We start from the raw sequence: 18,510 nt of genomic DNA, 5'->3' as shown, positions 1-18,510 counted from the left end.
TCCGGGGCGGGGCCGGAACCCGGCGGGCCGGTGCTGCGGGGGCGCGGTGACGCTGGTCGCACCGGCAGGGTCACTGCTTCACCTCGTTCGTCGCTCGCGCGCTCGGCCACCTCTGGTCGCCGGATGGGACCGCCGGAAGGGCGGGTACGATCGCGCGCCCGCATGTTACTCACCAGTTTAAGGCCTGGCTCCGGTGTCTGGGATGGTCGGGCCCGGCCGCGACCGCGAGCGGCGGCGCGGGTATCAGGACCGCCCCGGGGCCTGCGGTGCGGCGGCGTCCGCCGGACGCCAGCGCGGGGGGCCGCCGGCGCCGTCGGCGCGCACCGCCAGCCCGCGCCGCTCCAGCGTCCGCACGTGGGCGGCGGTCTCCGCGGCGGCCATGCGGCGGGAGGCGACCTCCATCCCGTCCCAGCCGCGTTTCCAGGGCAGGCGCGCGCTCAGCTCCCACAGCGTGGCGCCGCCGCCGTCGAGCAGCCGGGCGAGCTCGTCGAGCTTGGCCTCGTGGTGCTCGGCGATCTCGGCGGCGCGCCGGGCGGCGCCGGTGAAGCGGTGCTCGTGGGCGGGCAGCACCCGGGTGTCCTCGGGGGTGTCGGCGAGCTGTGCGAGGGAGGAGAGGTAGTCGCCGAGGGGGTCGCCGCCGTCGTCGGAGCCGTAGAGGCCGATGTTGGGGGTGATGCGCGGAAGCAGGTGGTCGCCGGTGAACAGCCGGTCGGAGTCCGGCAGGTGCAGGCAGATGTGGCCCGGGGTGTGGCCGGGGGTCCACACGGTGCTCAGTCTGCGGCCGGGCAGGTCCACCGGTTCGCCGTCGGAGAGCTCGCGGTCGGGCGGCGCGGGCGGCTGGAAGAGGGGTGCCGATTCCGCGAGCCGCTCCAGCTCGGCGGGTGTCGCCCCGGCCTCGGCAGCGCGGCGCAGCTGCCGGGCGTGCTGTTCGTCGGCGCCGATGCGGGCGAAGCCGCGGACCAGTTCCGCGTCGGCGCGGTGCATGGCGACCCAGGCGCCGGAGGCCGCGCGCACGCGTCCGGCGAGCCCGGCGTGGTCGGGGTGGAAGTGGGTGACCACAACGCCGTACACGTCGCCGACCGAGGCGCCCGCGGACTCCAGCCCGGCGGTGAGGGCTCCCCAGGAGTCCTCGTGGTTCCATCCCGCGTCGACGAGCACCGGTCCTCGCGGGCTTTCCAGCAGGTAGACGAGGGTGTAGCCGAGGGGGTTGCCGGGGATGGGCACGGGCACGCTCCACACGCCCTCGCCCAGATCCTCCGCCGGTGGCAGCGGCCGCATGGCATCCTCCTCCTCAACCGAAACAGAATCGGATTCTATTCGGGGCGGGGGTGCGAGCGGTCCGCGGGGCGGGTGCGAAGCGGTCGCGGACGCCGACTAGAACACATTCCATTCCGTGTCCGGCTATATCGGTACGGCGCCTGTCGCGCGAGCGTGGATCGGGTCATCTCCGGGTGAAGAGGCCGCATGCCCAGTTGTGGAGGATCGGGCCGGTGGGGGATGCTTGGATAACGTGTTCTTGTAGGGGCGCCGTCCGGCGGCCCGGGCGATGCCTTCCGGGCGAAGCGGCCCGCAGGACCCGCGCCCGGCGCCGACCGGCCGCCGGCTCCGCGCGGGCCGGCGGGTGCGCCGCGCGGACGACGACGATGGGAGATCCGGCGTGGCGGTCCAGCAGGCGGCGATCGGAATGCGGTCCCGGAGTCAGAACCAGCGCCGCAAGCGGATCGTGCAGACGGCCGCGGCCCTGGCGCTGCGCGGCGGCGTCGAGGCGATGCAGATGCGTGCGGTCGCCGAGCGCGCCGGAGTCGCGCTGGGCACCCTCTACCGCTACTTCCCCTCCAAGATGGACCTGGTCGTCGCGGTGGTCACCGAGGAGCTGGACCTGCTGGAGACCAGCATCAGCCGCCGCCCGCCCACGGCCGAGACCGCCGCCGGCCGCGCGGTCGACGTGCTCATGCGGGCCACCCGCGGGCTGATGCGCGAGCCCGAGCTCGCCGACGCGCTGGTGCGCTCGCTCATCATGGCCGAGGCCAAGACCGAGCTGGGCGCCCGCATCACCGACCTCCTCTGGCGCGTGGCCACGGGCGCCGCCGCCGCGGACGGCCAGGACTCCGGCCCGGCGGAGCCGCCCGACCGCACCGACCCCGCCTACGTCCGCGTCGCCTCGCTGGCCAGCGTGTGGGTCTTCGAGGTCCTGGAGCTCCTCAAGGGCGACCGCGGCCTCGACGAGGTCCAGCGCCGCATCGAGATCGCCGCCGAGCCCCTGCTCGCCCACTGCTGAGCCCGCAGGCGGCGCGGCCGTCGACCGCCCAGCGGCTCCCGGGGGGCGCCGGGGCCCGGTCTCCGGCGGCCGGTGGCAGCGCTGAGCCGGTGCTGAGGCACGGCCGGGGCCGGCGAGGGCGACCGTCGTCCGCCTTCGGGGGCACCGGTGCTCTCAGGCGGGCGGGTCGGTGCCGCCGCCGCTGAAGAGGCCGAAGAGACCGTCGAAGAGCCCGGAGATCCCGTCGCCGCCGTCCTCCGACCCGCCGGAGTCCTCCTCGGAGCCGGAGTCTCCGCTGTCCGAGCCGCCCTCCGGCCCTTCCGCCGAGCCGCCGCCCTCGCCCTGCTCCTGACCGCTCCCGCCATCCGGGGCGCCGGCGGTCGGGGAGGGGGCGGCCGCGCCGCCGTCGTCGGAACCGGGCGCGCCGGAGGGATCTCCGCTCGGCCGCGGCTCCGCCGGCGGTGCGCCGTCCGGTGCCTGGGAAGGCGCGACGGAGGTGCCCTCCATCGCCCCGGGGCGGTGCTCCTCCGCTTTCCCCGGGCCGTCGGAGACCGCGGACGCCGCACCGGGCCGCTCCTCGGCGGACGGTACGGCCGCGGGCGCCTCGGCGGGACCGGCCTCGGCGACCGGGCCGCCGGACCGGCCGCTCACGGCGGCCACCACTCCCCACAGGCAGACCATGACGGCCGCGGCGGCCAGCAGCGCGACGACCGGGACGGGCATCCGCCGCCTTCGGGTGCCCGCGGCGCCGCCGGGACCCGCAAGCGGCTCGGGCTCGGCCCGGGCGGGCACGTCGCCGGTGGTGACGCGGTCCTCCGGAAGCAACGTCGCCCCGGCGTCCGGGTCGGCCGGGTCTTCGCCTGCCGCGGCAAAGGCGTCGGACTCCTCCTCGGCACCCGCCGCACCGCCGGTCGCGGGCGTGCGGTTGCGGTGCAGCGGGAAGCCGTCGTCGCCCAGCGGAGCCAGGGCGTAGGCCGCCGCGCGGCGCTCGGCTCGGGCCAGCGGCGAGGCGCAGTCCTGCAGCACCCGTTCCCGCAGACCCGGCGGCGGGCCGGGCGGTTCGAGCTCGGCGAGCACCGCCCGCACCCCGCGATCGGTCCCGCGGCCTTCCGGCTGCTCGGGTGCCCGGGCATAGCGCGCCAGCTGGTCGGCCGCGTGCAGCACCGCCGTGCGGCACAGCTCCGCGGCGGTCTCGGCGCCCAGGCCCAGCACGCGGGCGATCAGGGGCGTGGGCAGCCCGTGCCTCAGGTACAGCTCCAGCAGCTCGCGGTAGCTGGGCGGCAGCCGCTGCGACAGCCGCACCGCCGCCTGCTCGTTCTCGGTGGTGGCCAGCTCGGCGTAGGGCGATCGGGGCGCGAACCCGCGCCGCCGCGCGGCCGTGCGCACCAGTGCGAACAGCCAGGCGGCGAACTCGCGGTCGTCGCGCAGCGCGTGGATGCGGTCGGCGGCGGCCAGGAACGTCTCGTGCAGCGCGGCCGCCGCGCGGTCGGGCTCGGCGGCGCCGCCGCCCGGACCGACCAGCGACCAGCAGTAGCGATAGAGCTGGTCCGCGAACAGGTCGTAGCACCGGCCGTAGCCGGCGCCGCCGCGCAGGGCGGCGGCCAGCTCGGCGCCGGGTGCGGCGCTGTGCCGGCCCGCCATGGCGCGCGACGACCGGCCCGGCGGCGCCGGCCGGGCCGCACGTGCTGTGGTTCCCCCCGAAGCCGGGGACTGCGATGTCACGTTCCCTCCCCAAAGCGCGACACGCACCGGCCGGTGATGCCCGCATCGGGGCGATAGGCCGGAGTTGTCCGGTAACGCTAGCGATCCAGGTGGAACGTTGTCCGGTACATTGGACAGTTATAGCGCGAAGGTAAGTCTTTTGTTACCGATTTCGGCGGCACGGGCTCCGCTCCGCCCCGAAAAAAACTCCGGGACGCGAGCGCGCGCTCACTCCCCGCCGCGCGAGGGCGTGCCGATGGCGACCATCCGCTCCACCGAGCGGCGCGCCTTGGCCGCGGTGTCGTCGTCCACGCGGATCTCGCCCGTGCCGTCGCGCAGCGTCGCGAGCAGCTTCTCGGCGGTGATCATCTTCATGTAGTGGCACTCGGCGCGCGGGTTGACCGGCTCGAAGGCCGTGACGGGGTTGGCGGCGCGCAGTTGGTGCAGCATGCCGGTCTCGGTGGCGATGAGGACCTTGTCCGCCTTCGACTCCTCCGCGGCGCTGAGCATGCCGCCGGTGGAGAGCACCTTGACGCGGTCCTGGGGCACGGCGCCCGAGCCCACCAGGTACAGCGCCGAGGTGGCGCAGCCGCACTCGGGGTGCACGTACAGCTCGGCGTCGGGCTCGGCGGCCACCCGCTCGCGCAGGGTGTGGCCGTCGATGCCGGCGTGCACGTGGCACTCGCCCATCCACACGTGGATGTTCTCGCGGCCGGTGACCCGCTTGACGTGGGCGCCCAGGAACTGGTCGGGCAGGAACAGGATCTCCCGGTCCTCGGGGACGGAGCGGACGACGTCGGCCGCGTTGGAGGAGGTGCAGCAGATGTCGGTCTCGGCCTTCACTGCCGCGGAGGTGTTGACGTAGGCCACCACGACGGCGCCGGGGTGCTCGGCGCGCCAGGCGCGCACGTCCTCGGCCGTGACGGTGTCGGCCAGCGAGCAGCCGGCCGCGAGGTCGGGCAGCAGGACGGTCTTCTCCGGCGAGAGGATCTTGGCGGTCTCGGCCATGAAGTGGACGCCGCAGAAGACGATGGTGCTCGCGTCGACCTCGGCGGCCAGGCGCGAGAGCGCGAGGGAGTCGCCGGTGTGGTCGGCGACGTCCTGGATCTCGGGCCGCTGGTAGTTGTGCGCGAGGATGACCGCGTCGCGGCTCTCGGCGAGCCTGCGGACCTCGGCGGCCCAGTCCTGGGAGAGCGTGGTGTCTGCTGCGGCGGGGGCGGTAGCCATGTCCGTGTTCTTCCTTCGAGAGACGGGCCCGGTGGTCCGGTGCCCGGCGGTCGCCGGCTCTCGTGCCGGCTGCGGCGATCGGGCCGCATCCGGTTTTTGTCTTGCAGGCAAAAACTCATGACACTCTAACATGGGGAGTCATGGCGGCGACAGGGGAAGTGAGCGCGACCACACTGGTACGACCCGCGGGGGCGCCCGCGAGCGGCGGCGCGGCCGGGAGGGCGCACCGGTGAGCGGCGCCGAGACCGAGCAGCAGGCGGCCCTCGCACGGTCGGACCCGGCGGCCGGCGGCGCGCCGGTCGGTGCACCGGCCGGCCACGAGGTGCTGGCCGTCGTCTTCCAGATCCGCGCCGACCGGCTGTGCGTGCTGCTGTGGCGGCGGGCGCGACCGCCCTACGAGGGGCACTGGGTGCTGCCCGGCGGACGGCTGGGCGGCGCCGAAGGGCTGGACGCCTCCATCCGCCGCCAGCTGGCACAGAAGGTCGACGTACGCGACCTCACCCACCTGGAGCAGCTGGAGACACGCGGCGACCCCGGCCGCCACCCCCAGGGGCGGATACTGGCCACCGCCTACCTCGGTCTCGTGCCCGCCGACATCGACCCGGTGGTGCCCGAGGACACCAGCTGGCACCCGGCCGCGGAGCTGCCCGAGATGGGCTTCGACCACGCCGCGATCGTGCACTCCGGGCGCCGCCGGCTGCGCGCCAAGCTGTCCTACACCAACGTCGGCTTCGCGCTCGCGCCGCCGGAGTTCACCGTCTCGCAGCTGTCGCGCTACTACCGCGCCGCGCTGGGCCACGACGTCGCGGCCACCAACCTGCGCCGCGTGCTGCTGCGCCGCGGCCAGATCGAGGAGACGGGCGGCTTCGTGCCCTCCGGGCGCTCGGGCGGCCGCCCGGCGGCCCTGTTCCGCTTCCGCGTCCGGCGCCTGGAGATCACCGACGCCTTCGCGGTCCTGCGCCCGCCCGCGGGCGGGTAGGGCGTGTTCGGCGGGGTCCGTCCGAGGCGGGCGGCGCACCAGGTGCGCCCCTCGCCCCAGGCGCTGTTTCATCCGGCGCGGGGCGCCGCGCTGGAGGACGGCGACCCGTCGGACACGCCCTGCACCCGGCCTCGCTCGGCGCCGGAACGGTGCGGGCGGCTTGCGGCGCGGGCCGGTCCAGGCGGCCGGGGCCGCCTGCGGCGACGGCGCCCCCGGCGGTGTCGGTGCCCCGTGTTAGCGTCCTTTTCGTGAAGATTCGCAGTGTCGTGCTCGACGTGGGCGAGACCCTCGTCGACGAAACCCGCATCTTCGAGCGGTGGGCCGACCGCCTCGGGGTCCCGCGGCTCGCCTTCTTCGGCCTCATGGGCGCCGTGCTCGCCGAGGGCCGACCGTTGATGGACGCGTTCCGCCTGGTCAAACCCGGATTCGACCTCGACGTCGAGTCCGCAGCCTGGCTGGCCGACGAACCCGGGTCGCTGCGCGAGAACTTCGACGCCGACGACCTCTACTCCGACGTCCGCCCCGCGCTGTCCGAGCTGCGCGCGATGGGCCTGAGCGTGGTCGTCGCCGGCAACCAGCCCTCCGCCGCCGGGCCGTCCCTGGCGGCGATGGACCTGCCCGCCGACCGGATCCACGTCTCCGAGGACTGGGGCGTGTCCAAGCCCGACCCCGCCTTCTTCGCGCGGGTCGTGGACGCCGCCGGCGCCACCCCCGCCGAGATCCTCTACGTCGGCGACCGCCTCGACAACGACGTGCTGCCCGCCAAGCGGGCCGGGCTGCGCGCGGCCCTGCTGCGCCGCGGGATGCTCGGCTACCTGCACGCCGGGCGGCCCGAGGCCCGCCAGGCCGACACCGTTCTCGACGGCCTGGCCGGCCTGCCCGGCTGGATCGCCGACCAGGCCGACTGAGCCGCCGCCGACTCCCGCGCCCGCGCAGTTTGGCCCGTACCGGGCCGGGTACACGCAAGCGAACGACGGACCGGCGTGCGACGCCCCGAGGAGAGACAGCACCGAGCAGATGATCACCTTCGAGGGCGTGAGCAAGCGCTACCCCGACGGCACCGTCGCCGTCGACGACCTCGACCTCACCGTGCCCACCGGGCACACCACGGTCCTGGTCGGATCCTCCGGCAGCGGCAAGACCACCGCGCTGCGGATGATCAACCGCTTGGTCGAGCCCACCGCCGGCACCGTGGCCATCGACGGGAGCGACGTCCGCGGCCAGGACCCGCCCGTCCTGCGCCGATCCATCGGCTACGTCATCCAGCAGGCCGGGCTGTTCCCGCACCGCACGGTCGCCGACAACATCGCCACCGTCCCCCAGCTGCTGGGCTGGTCCAAGCGGCGGGCGCGCGAGCGCTCCCGCGAGCTCATGGAGCTGGTCGGCCTCGAACCCGCCCACGCCGCCCGCTACCCCCACCAGCTCTCCGGCGGCCAGCAGCAGCGCGTGGGCGTGGCCCGCGCCCTGGCCGCCGATCCGCCGATCCTGCTGATGGACGAGCCCTTCAGCGCCGTCGACCCCGTCGTGCGCGCGGGGCTCCAGGACGAGCTGCTGAGGCTGCAGGCCGAGCTGCGCAAGACCGTGGTCTTCGTCACCCACGACATCGAGGAGGCGGTGAAGCTGGGCGACAGCATCGCGGTCCTGCGCCCCGGTGGCCGCCTGGCCCAGGTCGACAGCCCCGAGCGGCTGCTGGCCGACCCCGCCGACGACTTCGTCGAGGCCTTCGTGGGCTACGACCGGGGAGTCCGCCGGCTGTCCTTCTTCCCCGCCCGCGACCTCCCGCTGCGCAGCGACGTCATCCTCAGCGAGGGCGCGACCGCCGCCGGCGCCCGCGAGGTCGCCCGCACCACCGGCGAACCCTGGCTGCTGGTGGTCGACTCCCGGCGCCGCCCGCTGGGCTGGGCCTCGGCCGACGTGCTGGCCGCGGCCGCCGACGACCGCGACGTCGCCAAGCTCGACCTGGTGGGCTACGGGCACATCTTCACCGTCTCCACCGACTCGCTGCGGGCCGCGCTCGACGCCGCCGTCCTCTCCCCGGCCGGACGCGCGGTCGGCGTTGCCGACGACGGCACGGTGCTGGGCGCCGTCGCCCAGACCGAGCTGGGCTCGGCGATCTGGGCCGCGGGCAGCGACGACGACCACTCCGGCGCGGAGGACGGCCGTGGCTGAGTCCGTGCGGGCCGCCGCCGGCTCCGCCGAACCCCTGTGGGGCTGGGCGGTGCAGAGCTGGCAGTGGGGTTGGAGCAACCTCGACGACCCGGTCGGGCCGATGCTGGCCGAGCACGTGCTGCTCTCCTACGCCTCGGTGCTCATCGGGCTGGCCCTGGCGGTCCCGCTCGGCGTACTCAGCGTCCGCTACCGCGTCGTCTACCCGCCGGTGCTCAGCGGGGTGAACGCGCTCTACGCCGTCCCGTCGCTGGCGCTGTTCTTCCTGCTGCTGCCCTACACCGCGTTCACGCCGTGGACCGCCATCATCCCGCTGGCGCTGTACACGCTGGCGATCCTGGTGCCCAACGTCGTCGACGGCCTGAACCAGGTGCCCGACCACGTGCGCCAGGCCGCGGTGGCCATGGGCTTCGGCCCGCTGCGCCGGCTGCTGCGCGTGGAGCTCCCCGTGGCCGTCCCCGTGATCATCGCGGGCCTGCGCGTGGCCGCCGTGGCCACCATCAGCATGGTCAGCGTCGCGTCCCTGGTGGGCCTGGGCGGACTCGGCGGCGTCATCCTGACCTACGGCTTCGCGCGCGACTTCGCCGCACCCGTGGTGGTGGGGATCGCGCTGTCGGTCGCGCTCGCCTTCGCGACCGACGGCCTGCTGGTGCTGGTCCAGCGCGCGCTGACGCCCTGGGCCCGCGACCGCGGCCCCGCCCGGCGCGGCGGCCGGACCGCGCGGCGCCGGACCTCCGGGACGGCCGCCCGAGCCGGAGAGGAGGCGGCGGCGTGAACATCGCCTCCGAGGTGGCGTCCTGGTTCGCCCAGCCGCAGAACTGGAGCGGGTCCGGCGGTATCCCGGTCCGCTTCGCCGAGCACGTCTACTACTCGGTGCTGGCGCTGCTCGCAGCCGCCGCGATCGCGGTCCCCGTCGGCCTGCTGACCGGACACACCGGCCGCGGCGGGTTCCTGGCCATCAGCCTGGCCAACTTCGCCCGCGCGCTGCCCACCATCGGCGTGCTCACCCTGGTGGTGCTGGGCATGGGCCTGGGGCTGGTCCCGGTGCTGGTGGCGCTGGTGGCCCTGGCAGTGCCGCCGATCCTGGTCAACACCTACGAGGGCGTGCGCGGTGTCGATCCGCAGGTCACCGACGCCGCCCGGGGCATGGGCATGCGCGGCGGCGAGGTCCTGGCCCGGCTGGAGGTGCCCATGGCCATGCCGCTGATCCTGCTCGGGCTGCGCACCGCCGCCATCCAGGTCGTCTCGACCGCCACCATCGCCGCCTACGTGGGCATCGGCGGCCTGGGGCGGTTCATCGTCGACGGCCAGTCCCAGCAGCGCATCGAGCAGATCCTGGGCGGCGCGCTGCTGGTGGTGGTGCTGGCGCTGGCGGTGACCGGGCTGTTCACGCTGCTGCGCCGCTGGGTGGTGGCGCCGGGGCTGCGCCGGCGCGCCGCCGCGTCCTCCGCCGCCTCCTGAAACGGGGCCCGCACACGCACCCGCATCAGCATCCGCACACGAGAAGGGTGAAGTCATGCGCAATCCGATGCGACCGGCGGCCGCCGCCGCGCCGCTGCTGCTCCTGTTGGCCGCCTGCGGCGGGGGAGGGGACCCCTACTCCGGCGGAGGCGGCGACGGGGGCGGCGGCAGCGGGGACGCCATCGTCGTGGGCTCGGCGAACTTCCCCGAAAGCACGCTGCTGGCCCACATCTACGCCAAGGCGCTCGAAGCCGAGGGCATCCCCGTCCAGACCCAGCTGGACATCGGCAGCCGCGAGGTCTACTACGACCAGGTCGCCGAGGGGAACCTCGCGGTGTTCCCCGAGTACAACGGCGGCATTTTGTACTACCTCGACCCCGAAGCCGAGTCCGGCACCACCGAGGAGACCAACCGGGCGGTGCGCCGGGAGCTGCCCGAGGACCTCGCGATCCTGGAGTCGGCGCCCGCCCAGAACAAGGACTCCATCACCGTCACCGAGGAGACCGCCGAGGAGCACGACCTCACCGCCATCGGCGACCTCGAAGGCACGGCCGGCGACATGACGCTGGGCGCCCCCGCCGAGTTCGAGACCCGCCCCCAGGGCGTGCCCGGGCTCAAGGACGCCTACGGGGTCGAGTTCGGCGGGTTCCGGCCGCTGGAGGGCAACCTGCTGGTCGAAGGACTGCGCGGCGGCGACGTGGACGCGGCCAACCTCTTCACCACCAACCCGGCGTTCACCACCGGCGACTTCGTCGCGCTGGAGGACCCGCAGAACCTCTTCGGCTCGCAGAACGTCACCCCCCTGATCAACAAGGAGGCGGTCGGCCAGGACGCCCGCGACGTGCTGAACGGGGTCTCGGCCGAGCTCACCACCGAGGCGCTGATCGACCTGGACGCGCGCGTGCAGATCGACCACGAGGAGGCCGACGAGGTCGCCGCCGACTGGCTCTCCCAGGCCGGACTGGACTGAGCGGCCGGAGGCCGCGGCACGGCATGCGGCGGCGCGGCACGCTGTCCCCGCGGGGCGGGCGGTGCCGCGCCGCCGGCGCCCGTGGCGGACGCGCGGTGCCTGGCAGCGCCGCGGAGGAGCACGGTCCGCGGCGGTGCGGGCGGCCTGCTGTCGGTGGGAGGGGTCGAAGGCGGGCGCGCCCGCGGCCCATGGAGGTTCGCGGCCGCGGGGTCGGCGATCAGAGGATCATGGCCAGGATGAGCCCGGCCACCAGGATTCCCAGCACGGTGTAGAAGCCATCCATACTTCCATTGGACGACGCCCCGCCCGCGCGGTGAACTAGCCGCACTGCACAGAAACCGGTGGCGGCGGGAACGCGAAGAGTTATCTCTCTAGCGAGTTTGGCTCAGCCCGAAGCGCGGTATCGGCCGCCGTAGCGGATCAGCGGCCGCACCTCGTCGGGGCGCTGCGGCCGCACCGCCGGCAGGGTCTCGACGGCCGCGATGAAGACGACGTGGTCGCCCGCCGCCACCCGCTGCTCGACGGAGCACTCCAGCGCCGCGATCGCCGTCTCCAGCACCAGCGCGCCGGTGTGCTCGCCGCGCCGGTGCGCCTCGCCCTCCAGCAGCAGCCGCGCGCTGGGCCGGCCCTCGGCCGCGAACCGGCCCGCCACCGCGCGCTGCCCCTCGCCCAGGACGTTGACCGCGAACCGGCCCTGGGAGTCGATCACCTCGCACAGGTAGCTCTCCTTCGCGACCCCCACCATGACCAGCGGCGGCTCGGCCGAGACCGACGTGAAGGCGCTGATCGTGCTGCCGATGTCGTCGCGGCCGTCGCGCACGGTCACCACGGTCACCCCCGTGGCGAAGCGGGCCATCGTCTCCGTGAACTCGGCCGGTCCCGGGGCCGGGCTCATCTGATCTCCCAGCCGCCCGGCATCAGCAGAGGTGCCGAGGACGGTAGTCCCGCGCGCGCCGCCAGGTCCTCCAGACCGCTCGCCGCGCCCAGTCCGGCGGCCAGCTCCGGCGCCGTCTGCTGCGGCGCGGCGGTGCGGTCCTCGCTGGACTCGGCCGGCATCAGCCGCTCCCACGGTCCGCCGGCGGGGAACGAGCGCAGCCGCCCGCCGGGCAGGCCCGCCTTCTCCCGCGCCAGGCGCACGGCCGCCGGCAGCCCGCCCAGGTCGTCGACCAGGCCGCCGTCGTGCGCGTCGCGCCCGGTGAGGATGCGCCCGCGCGCCACCGCGTCGACCTGCTCGGCGCTCAGTCCGCGCGCCCGGGCGACCTTGCCGGTGAAGTCGGCGTAGGTGCTGTCGAGCATGGCGTTGACCCGGTCCCACTCCGACTCGGTGAATCCGCGGTCGGGGCCGAACATCGCGGCGTGCGCGCCGCTCTCCACGTTCTCGTTGGTGATCCCCATGCGCTCCAGCAGTCCCGTGAGAACCGGCTTGCCGCTGTAGACGCCGATGGACCCGGTGAGCGTACCGGGGCGGGTGACGATCGCGTCGGCGTCCATCACGATGTAGTAGCCCCCGGAGCCGGCGATGTCGCCGAGCGAGGCGACGACCGGCGTGCCCGCCTCGCGGGTGAGGGCGACCTCGCGGCGGATGACGTCGGAGGCCACCGCCGAGCCGCCGCGGCTGTCCACGCGGAGGACGACGGCGCGCACGTTCCTGTCGCGGCGGGCGGCGCGCAGGGCGGCCGAGACGGTGTCGGCGCCCATGGACCTGCCGCCCAGCGCCGAACGGCGGCTGCGCCCGCTGGTGATGATGCCGGTGGCGGTGATCAGCGCGATGTAGCCGCCGGGGCGCACGGGCACCCGCTCGGTCATCGAGGCGCGGTGGTGGTAGCGGCCGACGTAGAGCAGCCGCGCGCCGCCCCGGCCGGAGTCCTCGCCCGCAGCGGCCGGCTCGGCGGCGCCGTCGGTGCCGCTCCCGCCGGCGTCGGGGGTGTAGCGGGCGCGCAGGTCGGCGTAGACCTCGTCGCGGTAGGCCAGCCGGTCGACCAGCCCGGCCTCCAGCGCCTCGGCGGCCAGCAGCGGCCCGCGGTCGATGAGCTCGCGCACACGCTCGGCGCTCAGCCCGCGCCCCTCGGCGACGCCTTCGGCGACCTGCTCGCTCAGCGACTCCACCAGCCGCTCGGTGATCTCGCGGTGCGGCTCGGTGAAGCCCTGCTCGGTGAACTGGTTGGGGGCGTTCTTGTACTCGTGGCGGGCGCCGCCCTCGAAGCGCACGCCCAGCCGCTCGGCCGCGCCGCCGAAGAACGTGGTGCCCACGCTGAGCCCGGTCAGTCCCACCGACCCGGTCGGCACCACCGCGATCTCGGCGAAGGAGCAGGCCAGGTAGTAGGGGACGGTCCCGGGGCCGAACTCGCCGAAGGACTCCGCCCAGGCGACCGTGTCCTTGCCCGCGGCGCGGAACGCCGACACCGCGGCGCGTACCTCCTGCACCCGGGCGAAGCCGAGCGCCCGGCCGTCGATGCGGGCCACCAGCGCCTTGACGCGCGGGTCCTTGGCACCGCGGCGGATGCCCTCGACGACGTCGCGCAGCTGCTGGTGGCGCCGGGCCAGCACTTGCCCCAGCGGGTCGCTCGGCGCCTCCTCCGCGAGCCCGTCGGTGAGGTCGAGCTCCAGTATCAGCGGGCCGCTGCGCCGCTCCTGGAGACGTGAGAAGGGACCGAGCAGCTTGACCGGATGCACCATGCCCTCAGGCTAGACGAGGGTGCCCGCTGCTGCTGAACGCCGCACGCCCCCGCTCCCACAACCGCCCAACACAGCGCGCGGGGGCAGTACGCCGGACGGACCGACTCACGTCGGCGATACGCACTGCCTTCTTGTGGGGGCTCGGTGCCGTCGTCGGACTCGGGTCAGATCTCGTCGTAGTCGATAAGTCCGTTCTCCAAGACGTGTTGACGGAATTCACCGCGTCTGAAAGGAAGATAGTACTCCCCTTCTAGAAGGTGGTCGGCCAAGCACTCGACCATATCAATCGTAAGTCGCTTCATGCGAATTCCCTTGCACAGCAATGAGATGGTTGCCGTCGCCCGGATGCCCACCTCCTCTGCGATCCTCCGCGGCGTGGCGTCGTCAAGGACGACTTCGCAGCCATAGACGTGCCCCATGGCAAGGACGCCGCACTCACCGATGTTCTTATCGCCAACCGCCAACCGCCAACCGCCAACCGCCAACCGGTCGGCGTAGCGAGCGAAAGCTTCGACATAGGACAGATCATTGGATCGATGAACATTTATCCAGTCGGCGTCAAGAACAGCGCGAACGGGAGACGCATATTCGATAGTCCTGTTGAGCTCTCGCTCAACGCTGTCGGGAATGAACACCGGGCGATCCTCTGCCAGGTATCGAAGAACCCCCAGCCATCCCTGCATTGCGAAGTGTCGTAGCGGGCCCGTATCGAACACCAATGCGTTCGCGGGGACCTTCATGGAAAGAACTTCCATACCTCATCGGATCGTCGCTCGCGAATAGCCGGAAGGTCGAGCTCATCGAAGGTTCCCTGCAGGAGGTCGAGGGCGCGTTCGCGACTTATCCGCTCGTCCCGAACGAGGCGAAGCACCGCACGGGAAAACGTTCGAGGAACCGTCGTTCCCGCTAATTCCTCGAGCGGGACGTGTAGATTCAGCTCTACGATGTCGGTTTGTGTCGCGCGGTGCCTGCGAACCGATGCGGCTGTTTCGCCGTCTGTCAGTCCCAAATCATTCAACCGCGTTGCGAGAGTGGCCATGTCGACTCGGAACTCGCTTGCCAGTAGAATCGACGCGGTGCGCACTCCGTAGTGTGCAGCCTTATCATTCCATTGCTCCGCGAATGCGGGATCGGGGAGGAGGAGTGCACGTGCGAAACGGTCGAGGCGTGACTCGAACGGCACGGAACGATCGGAGTAGTCGGCTACGCGCCAGTCGACCGTGTAGTCATCGGCAACGAGGTAGTGGCCGAGTTCATGTGCGAGGGCGAGCCTCCTGCGGCCAACCTTCATATGACTGTTGACGAGAGAGATGCCGCCACTGCGCAGCAGGAGCGTCCCCGCATCAGCAGTGTCCTTTCCGATATCACGAGAAAACGCTAGGAGTCCGATGTCGGCAACGCTGTGGGAAAGCTCGCGGATAGGCTGGTTCGCGGGAAGGCCCATCAGCTCCCGAGCCTTCGCAGCAAGGACCTCGGCATCCGCGTTCGTCGCGGGCCGGGCAATGCCCGCCTGAGCGCCTGTCGGACCAGCGCCGAGGCCCAGCTCGTCGCCGCCGAGGCAAGAGACGAACTCGACCTCGTCGGCGAGCTTCGCAAGCAGGGTGTCGATCTGCGAGTCTGCGGTGGCCAGTCCCTGGCTGGACCGGTGTGAAGCAAGTGCCGGGACGGGGGCGTCGAAGAACGTGGACATGCGAACGCCGATCGCAGCAGCGATGTCGGCTAGTTCCAATGCCATGACCTTGCGAGCGCCCCTCTCGATCTTGTTCACCACGGTGCGCTCAAGACCGGCCGCCTGCCCGAGGTCCTCTTGACTCATATCGGCACGCCTGCGGGCATCTCGGATGCGTTCGCCCAGTGTCTGTGCGTCGATGCCACCCATGAGTGCGATTCTCGCACAGTCCGGCTGTCCCGCAAGGAATGCGCCGCCGCGGTTGCGATCGGTGAGTGCGCCGCCGCCCGCACCCGCTACGGCCGGACTTTCCTTGGCGGGCGGTGAGGGCGGGGCTCTTTGGTGGGTCCGGAATCCGTACCGGTGTGGCGCGGTGGTCGGTTCGGGCCGCTATCGTCGTGGGGTCAAGCGTGGACGCAGAAGGGAAGCCCATGTCCGGCACGTCCGGTTCTCGGCGGTCCAGGACCGTGGCCGCGGCAGCCGCCGCGGCGCTGGCGCTGCTGGCGTCGGGGTGCGGAGGCGGCTCCGGCGGCTCCGCCGCGCCCAGCCCCGACTCCACCTACAGCGCCGTGGTCGCGGCCGCCGAGCCGCCTTCGACCGCCGCCGGTTTCAGCACGGTCGAGATCCAGGGCATCAGGATCGGTGCGCCCAAGAACTGGAGCATCGACAAGACCGGCGGGCAGCTGTGCATGCGCCCGCCGGGCCAGGACTCCTGCGGCTACGGCGCGGTGAAGGTCATCCCGCACGTGGCCGAGAACGACCCGAACAAGTGGCCCAAGAAGCAGTACAACAACCCTGACGGCTGGGCCTCCGACCCCGCGTCCTGCCGCAGCCTGGGCACCGCCGCGTCGGGCGGCACGGGCGTCACCGGCGCCGAGCAGGTGGACGTCGACAACCCCCAGGGGCTGACCCAGCACGCCGACGGCCTGAAGTCCCACCACCGCGTGTGGGAGGTCACCTGCCAGAACGGCGACACGTTCGAGGTGCGGCTGTGGTTCCTGCCGCAGAGCGACATCGCGGTCTACGCGTGGTCGGTCGACACCCGGTACTCGACGCTCTACGACAAGATCGCCGAGTCCATGAACACCGACGACTACAAGCGCGACTGAGCGGCGCCGGGGCGCGCGGGCGGGCGCCCCCGGACCGCCCCGCCCGCGCCCGATGCGTCCCGCCGGGATCAGGCCGGCGCCAGCCAGACCGCGGCCAGCGGCGGGACCGTCACCTTCGCCGAGGCCGGCTGGCCGTTCCACTCCACCGCCTCGGCCCGCACGGTGCCCGACCGGCCCGCGGCGCTCACCCCGCTGCCGCCGAAGTCGCGGGAGTCGGTGTTGAGCACCTCGCGCCACCTCCCGGCGCGCGGAAGGCCGATCCGGCGGCCGGTGTGCGGCTCCGTCGAGAAGTTGACCACGCACGCCAGCGCGGACCCGTCGTCGCCGTGGCGCAGGTAGGACAGCGTGTTGCCCGCCGCGTCGCCGCCGTCCAGCCAGGTGAAGCCGGCCGGGTCGGTGTCGAGCGTCCACAGGGCGGGGGTGTCGCGGTAGACGCGGTTGAGCTCCGCGACCAGCGCGCGCACCCCGCGGTGGTAGGCGTGGTCGAGCAGCCACCACTGCACGCCCGCCTCGTGTGACCACTCATCGCCGTGGCCGATCTCGCCGCCCATGAACAGCAGCTGCTTGCCGGGGTGGGACCACATGAACCCCAGCAGCCCGCGCAGCCCCGCGAACCGGCGCCACTCGTCGCCGGGCATCTTGTACAGCAGGGAGCCCTTGCCGTGCACGACCTCGTCGTGGGACAGCGGCAGCACGTAGTTCTCGCTGTAGGCGTAGACCATCGAGAACGTGATCTCGTTGTGGTGGTACTGCCGGTGGATCGGGTCGCGCTTGACGTACTCCAGGGTGTCGTGCATCCAGCCCATGTTCCACTTGAAGCCGAACCCCAGGCCGCCGTGGTCGACGGGGCGCGAGACCCCCGGCCAGGCCGTGGACTCCTCGGCGGCCATGATGATGCCGGGGTTGCGGCGGTAGGCGGTGGCGTTGAGCTCCTTGAGGAACTCCAGCGCGTCCAGGTTCTCCCGGCCGCCGAACTCGTTGGGCGCCCAGTCGCCGCCCTCGCGCGAGTAGTCCAGGTAGATCATCGAGGCGACCGCGTCCACCCGCAGGCCGTCGATGTGGAACTCCTCCAGCCAGTACAGGGCGTTGGCGACGAGGAAGTTGCGCACCTCGGTGCGCCCGTAGTCGAAGATCAGCGTGTCCCAGTCGGGGTGCTCGCCCCGGCGCGGGTCGGCGTGCTCGTAGGTGGGCGAGCCGTCGAAGCGCGCCAGCGCCCACTCGTCCTTGGGGAAGTGCGCCGGCACCCAGTCCACCAGGACGCCGATGCCGGCTCTGTGCAGCTCGTCGACGAGGGCGCGGAAGTCGTCGGGCGAGCCGAAGCGCGCCGTCGGCGCGTAGTAGGAGGTGACCTGGTAGCCCCACGAGCCGCCGAAGGGGTGCTCGGCCACGGGCAGCAGCTCCACGTGGGTGAAGCCCATCTCGCGGACGTGGGCCACCAGCTGGGTCGCCAGTTCCAGGTAGGACAGCCCCGGCCGCCACGAGCCCAGGTGCACCTCGTAGACGCTCATCGGCCGGCGGTCCCACTCGCGGGTCTTGCGCTCCGACAGCCAGGCGTCGTCGCGCCAGCGGTAACGGGAGGTGTAGACGACCGACGCGGTCTCGGGCGGGCGCTGGGCCGCGAAGGCCATGGGGTCGGCCTTGTCGCGCCACACGCCGTCGCGGCCGAGGATGCGGAACTTGTACAGCGCCCCGTCGCCGATGCCGGGCACGAACAGCTCCCACACGCCGCTGGAGCCCAGCGACCGCATGGGGTGTGCGGTGCCGTCCCAGTGGTTGAAGTCGCCGACCACGCGCACGGCCTGGGCGCCGGGGGCCCACACGGCGAAGCCGACCCCGCCGACCTCGCCCATGGGTGTGCGGTAGGTGCGCACGTGCGCACCCAGGGCCCGCCACAGCTCCTCGTGGCGGCCCTCCCGGATCAGGTGCAGGTCCAGCTCGCCCAGCGTGGGCAGATAGCGGTAGGGGTCGTCGCCGACGGTCTCGACGGTTCCGCCGCGGCCGTCGTCGTAGGCCACGGCCAGCCGGTAGTCGCCCGGCTCGGCGCCGGGCAGCGTGGCGGCGAAGACGCCCTGGTGGAGGTGGGGCAGCTCGACGCGGCGGCCGTCCTTCAGCACCGCGTGCACCGTGCGCGCCAGGGGGCGCAGGGCGCGCAGGGCGGTTCCTCCGGCGACCGGGTGCGCGCCGAGCAGGCTGTGCGGGTCGTGGTGGCGGCCGGCGGTCAGCCGGTCGATCTCTGCGGTCAGTTCCGCTGCGGAGACGCTCATGGGTATCGCGGCCATCCTGGGGTCGTCGTGG

At 73.2% G+C, this 18,510-nt stretch carries 16 protein-coding genes; 8 read left to right on the top strand and 8 right to left on the bottom strand.

The genetic code is table 11. The features are described from left to right. Positions 1 to 243: 243 nt before the first annotated feature. Positions 244 to 1,278, bottom strand: a complete 1,035-nt coding sequence (locus ABD284_RS14715) for an MBL fold metallo-hydrolase (RefSeq protein ID WP_344143538.1) — start codon at positions 1,276 to 1,278, stop codon at positions 244 to 246. Between the two features lie 406 nt (positions 1,279 to 1,684). Here ABD284_RS14715 and ABD284_RS14710 point away from each other — a divergent pair, with 406 nt between their 5' ends. Next, entirely contained in the window at positions 1,685 to 2,278 is a 594-nt protein-coding gene (locus tag ABD284_RS14710; RefSeq protein WP_386699338.1) for a TetR family transcriptional regulator, read from the top strand. A gap of 153 nt (positions 2,279 to 2,431) precedes the next feature. On the opposite strand, the gene ABD284_RS14705 is transcribed toward ABD284_RS14710, so the two are convergent. Together ABD284_RS14705 and nadA are read right to left on the bottom strand one after the other, a co-directional pair. Then, positions 2,432 to 3,898 (bottom strand): hypothetical protein, encoded by a 1,467-nt coding sequence (locus ABD284_RS14705; RefSeq protein ID WP_344143536.1) that lies wholly within the window; start codon positions 3,896 to 3,898, stop codon positions 2,432 to 2,434. Between the two features lie 288 nt (positions 3,899 to 4,186). Further along, positions 4,187 to 5,185 carry a quinolinate synthase NadA gene (nadA, locus tag ABD284_RS14700; RefSeq protein ID WP_344143535.1) on the bottom strand — a complete coding sequence of 333 codons (999 nt, stop codon included), beginning with the start codon at positions 5,183 to 5,185 and terminating at the stop codon, positions 4,187 to 4,189. 322 nt (positions 5,186 to 5,507) lie between these two features. Here nadA and ABD284_RS14695 point away from each other — a divergent pair, with 322 nt between their 5' ends. The 6 genes from ABD284_RS14695 to ABD284_RS14670 all read left to right on the top strand — a co-directional run bounded on the left by ABD284_RS14695 (position 5,508) and on the right by ABD284_RS14670 (position 10,761). Further along, complete coding sequence (locus tag ABD284_RS14695; RefSeq protein WP_344143569.1) at positions 5,508 to 6,164, top strand: NUDIX hydrolase; 657 nt, start codon at positions 5,508 to 5,510, stop codon at positions 6,162 to 6,164. A gap of 254 nt (positions 6,165 to 6,418) precedes the next feature. After that, positions 6,419 to 7,072, top strand: coding sequence for an HAD family hydrolase (locus ABD284_RS14690; protein WP_344143568.1), 654 nt, complete (start codon positions 6,419 to 6,421; stop codon positions 7,070 to 7,072). Between the two features lie 109 nt (positions 7,073 to 7,181). Beyond that, positions 7,182 to 8,333, top strand: coding sequence for an ABC transporter ATP-binding protein (locus ABD284_RS14685; RefSeq protein ID WP_344143534.1), 1,152 nt, complete (start codon positions 7,182 to 7,184; stop codon positions 8,331 to 8,333). Continuing rightward, positions 8,326 to 9,105, top strand: a complete 780-nt coding sequence (locus ABD284_RS14680; protein WP_386699306.1) for an ABC transporter permease — start codon at positions 8,326 to 8,328, stop codon at positions 9,103 to 9,105. The genes ABD284_RS14685 and ABD284_RS14680 overlap by 8 nt, the downstream gene beginning before the upstream one ends. Beyond that, positions 9,102 to 9,791: an ABC transporter permease gene (locus ABD284_RS14675; RefSeq protein WP_344143533.1), complete on the top strand. Its 690-nt coding sequence runs from the start codon at positions 9,102 to 9,104 to the stop codon at positions 9,789 to 9,791. Before ABD284_RS14680 ends, ABD284_RS14675 begins: the two co-directional genes overlap by 4 nt. A 55-nt stretch (positions 9,792 to 9,846) precedes the next feature. Continuing rightward, the gene (locus ABD284_RS14670) at positions 9,847 to 10,761 is read left to right on the top strand and encodes an ABC transporter substrate-binding protein (protein ID WP_344143532.1); all 915 of its coding nucleotides are present in this window, start codon (positions 9,847 to 9,849) and stop codon (positions 10,759 to 10,761) included. Between the two features lie 385 nt (positions 10,762 to 11,146). Here ABD284_RS14670 and ABD284_RS14665 read toward each other — a convergent pair whose 3' ends face one another. The 4 genes from ABD284_RS14665 to ABD284_RS14650 all read right to left on the bottom strand — a co-directional run bounded on the left by ABD284_RS14665 (position 11,147) and on the right by ABD284_RS14650 (position 15,316). Further along, complete coding sequence (locus ABD284_RS14665) at positions 11,147 to 11,656, bottom strand: flavin reductase family protein (RefSeq protein WP_344143530.1); 510 nt, start codon at positions 11,654 to 11,656, stop codon at positions 11,147 to 11,149. Beyond that, positions 11,653 to 13,437: a signal peptide peptidase SppA gene (sppA, locus tag ABD284_RS14660; protein WP_344143528.1), complete on the bottom strand. Its 1,785-nt coding sequence runs from the start codon at positions 13,435 to 13,437 to the stop codon at positions 11,653 to 11,655. The genes ABD284_RS14665 and sppA overlap by 4 nt, the downstream gene beginning before the upstream one ends. 164 nt (positions 13,438 to 13,601) lie before the next feature. Continuing rightward, entirely contained in the window at positions 13,602 to 14,192 is a 591-nt protein-coding gene (locus ABD284_RS14655; protein ID WP_344143527.1) for a PIN domain-containing protein, read from the bottom strand. Then, the gene (locus ABD284_RS14650; protein ID WP_344143526.1) at positions 14,174 to 15,316 is read right to left on the bottom strand and encodes a helix-turn-helix domain-containing protein; all 1,143 of its coding nucleotides are present in this window, start codon (positions 15,314 to 15,316) and stop codon (positions 14,174 to 14,176) included. The genes ABD284_RS14655 and ABD284_RS14650 overlap by 19 nt, the downstream gene beginning before the upstream one ends. A 200-nt stretch (positions 15,317 to 15,516) precedes the next feature. Between ABD284_RS14650 and ABD284_RS14645 the strand changes: the two genes are divergently transcribed. Then, entirely contained in the window at positions 15,517 to 16,215 is a 699-nt protein-coding gene (locus ABD284_RS14645) for a hypothetical protein (protein ID WP_344143525.1), read from the top strand. A 68-nt stretch (positions 16,216 to 16,283) separates the two neighbouring features. Here ABD284_RS14645 and glgB read toward each other — a convergent pair whose 3' ends face one another. Next, complete coding sequence (glgB, locus tag ABD284_RS14640; RefSeq protein ID WP_344143524.1) at positions 16,284 to 18,479, bottom strand: 1,4-alpha-glucan branching protein GlgB; 2,196 nt, start codon at positions 18,477 to 18,479, stop codon at positions 16,284 to 16,286. Positions 18,480 to 18,510 lie beyond the last annotated feature (31 nt).

The sequence above is a fragment of the Streptomonospora arabica genome, assembly GCF_039531585.1.
GTDB lineage: Bacteria > Actinomycetota > Actinomycetes > Streptosporangiales > Streptosporangiaceae > Streptomonospora > Streptomonospora halophila.
The sequence above is the reverse complement of the archived record's forward strand: the minus strand, read 5'-3'. Positions and strand labels throughout refer to the sequence as shown.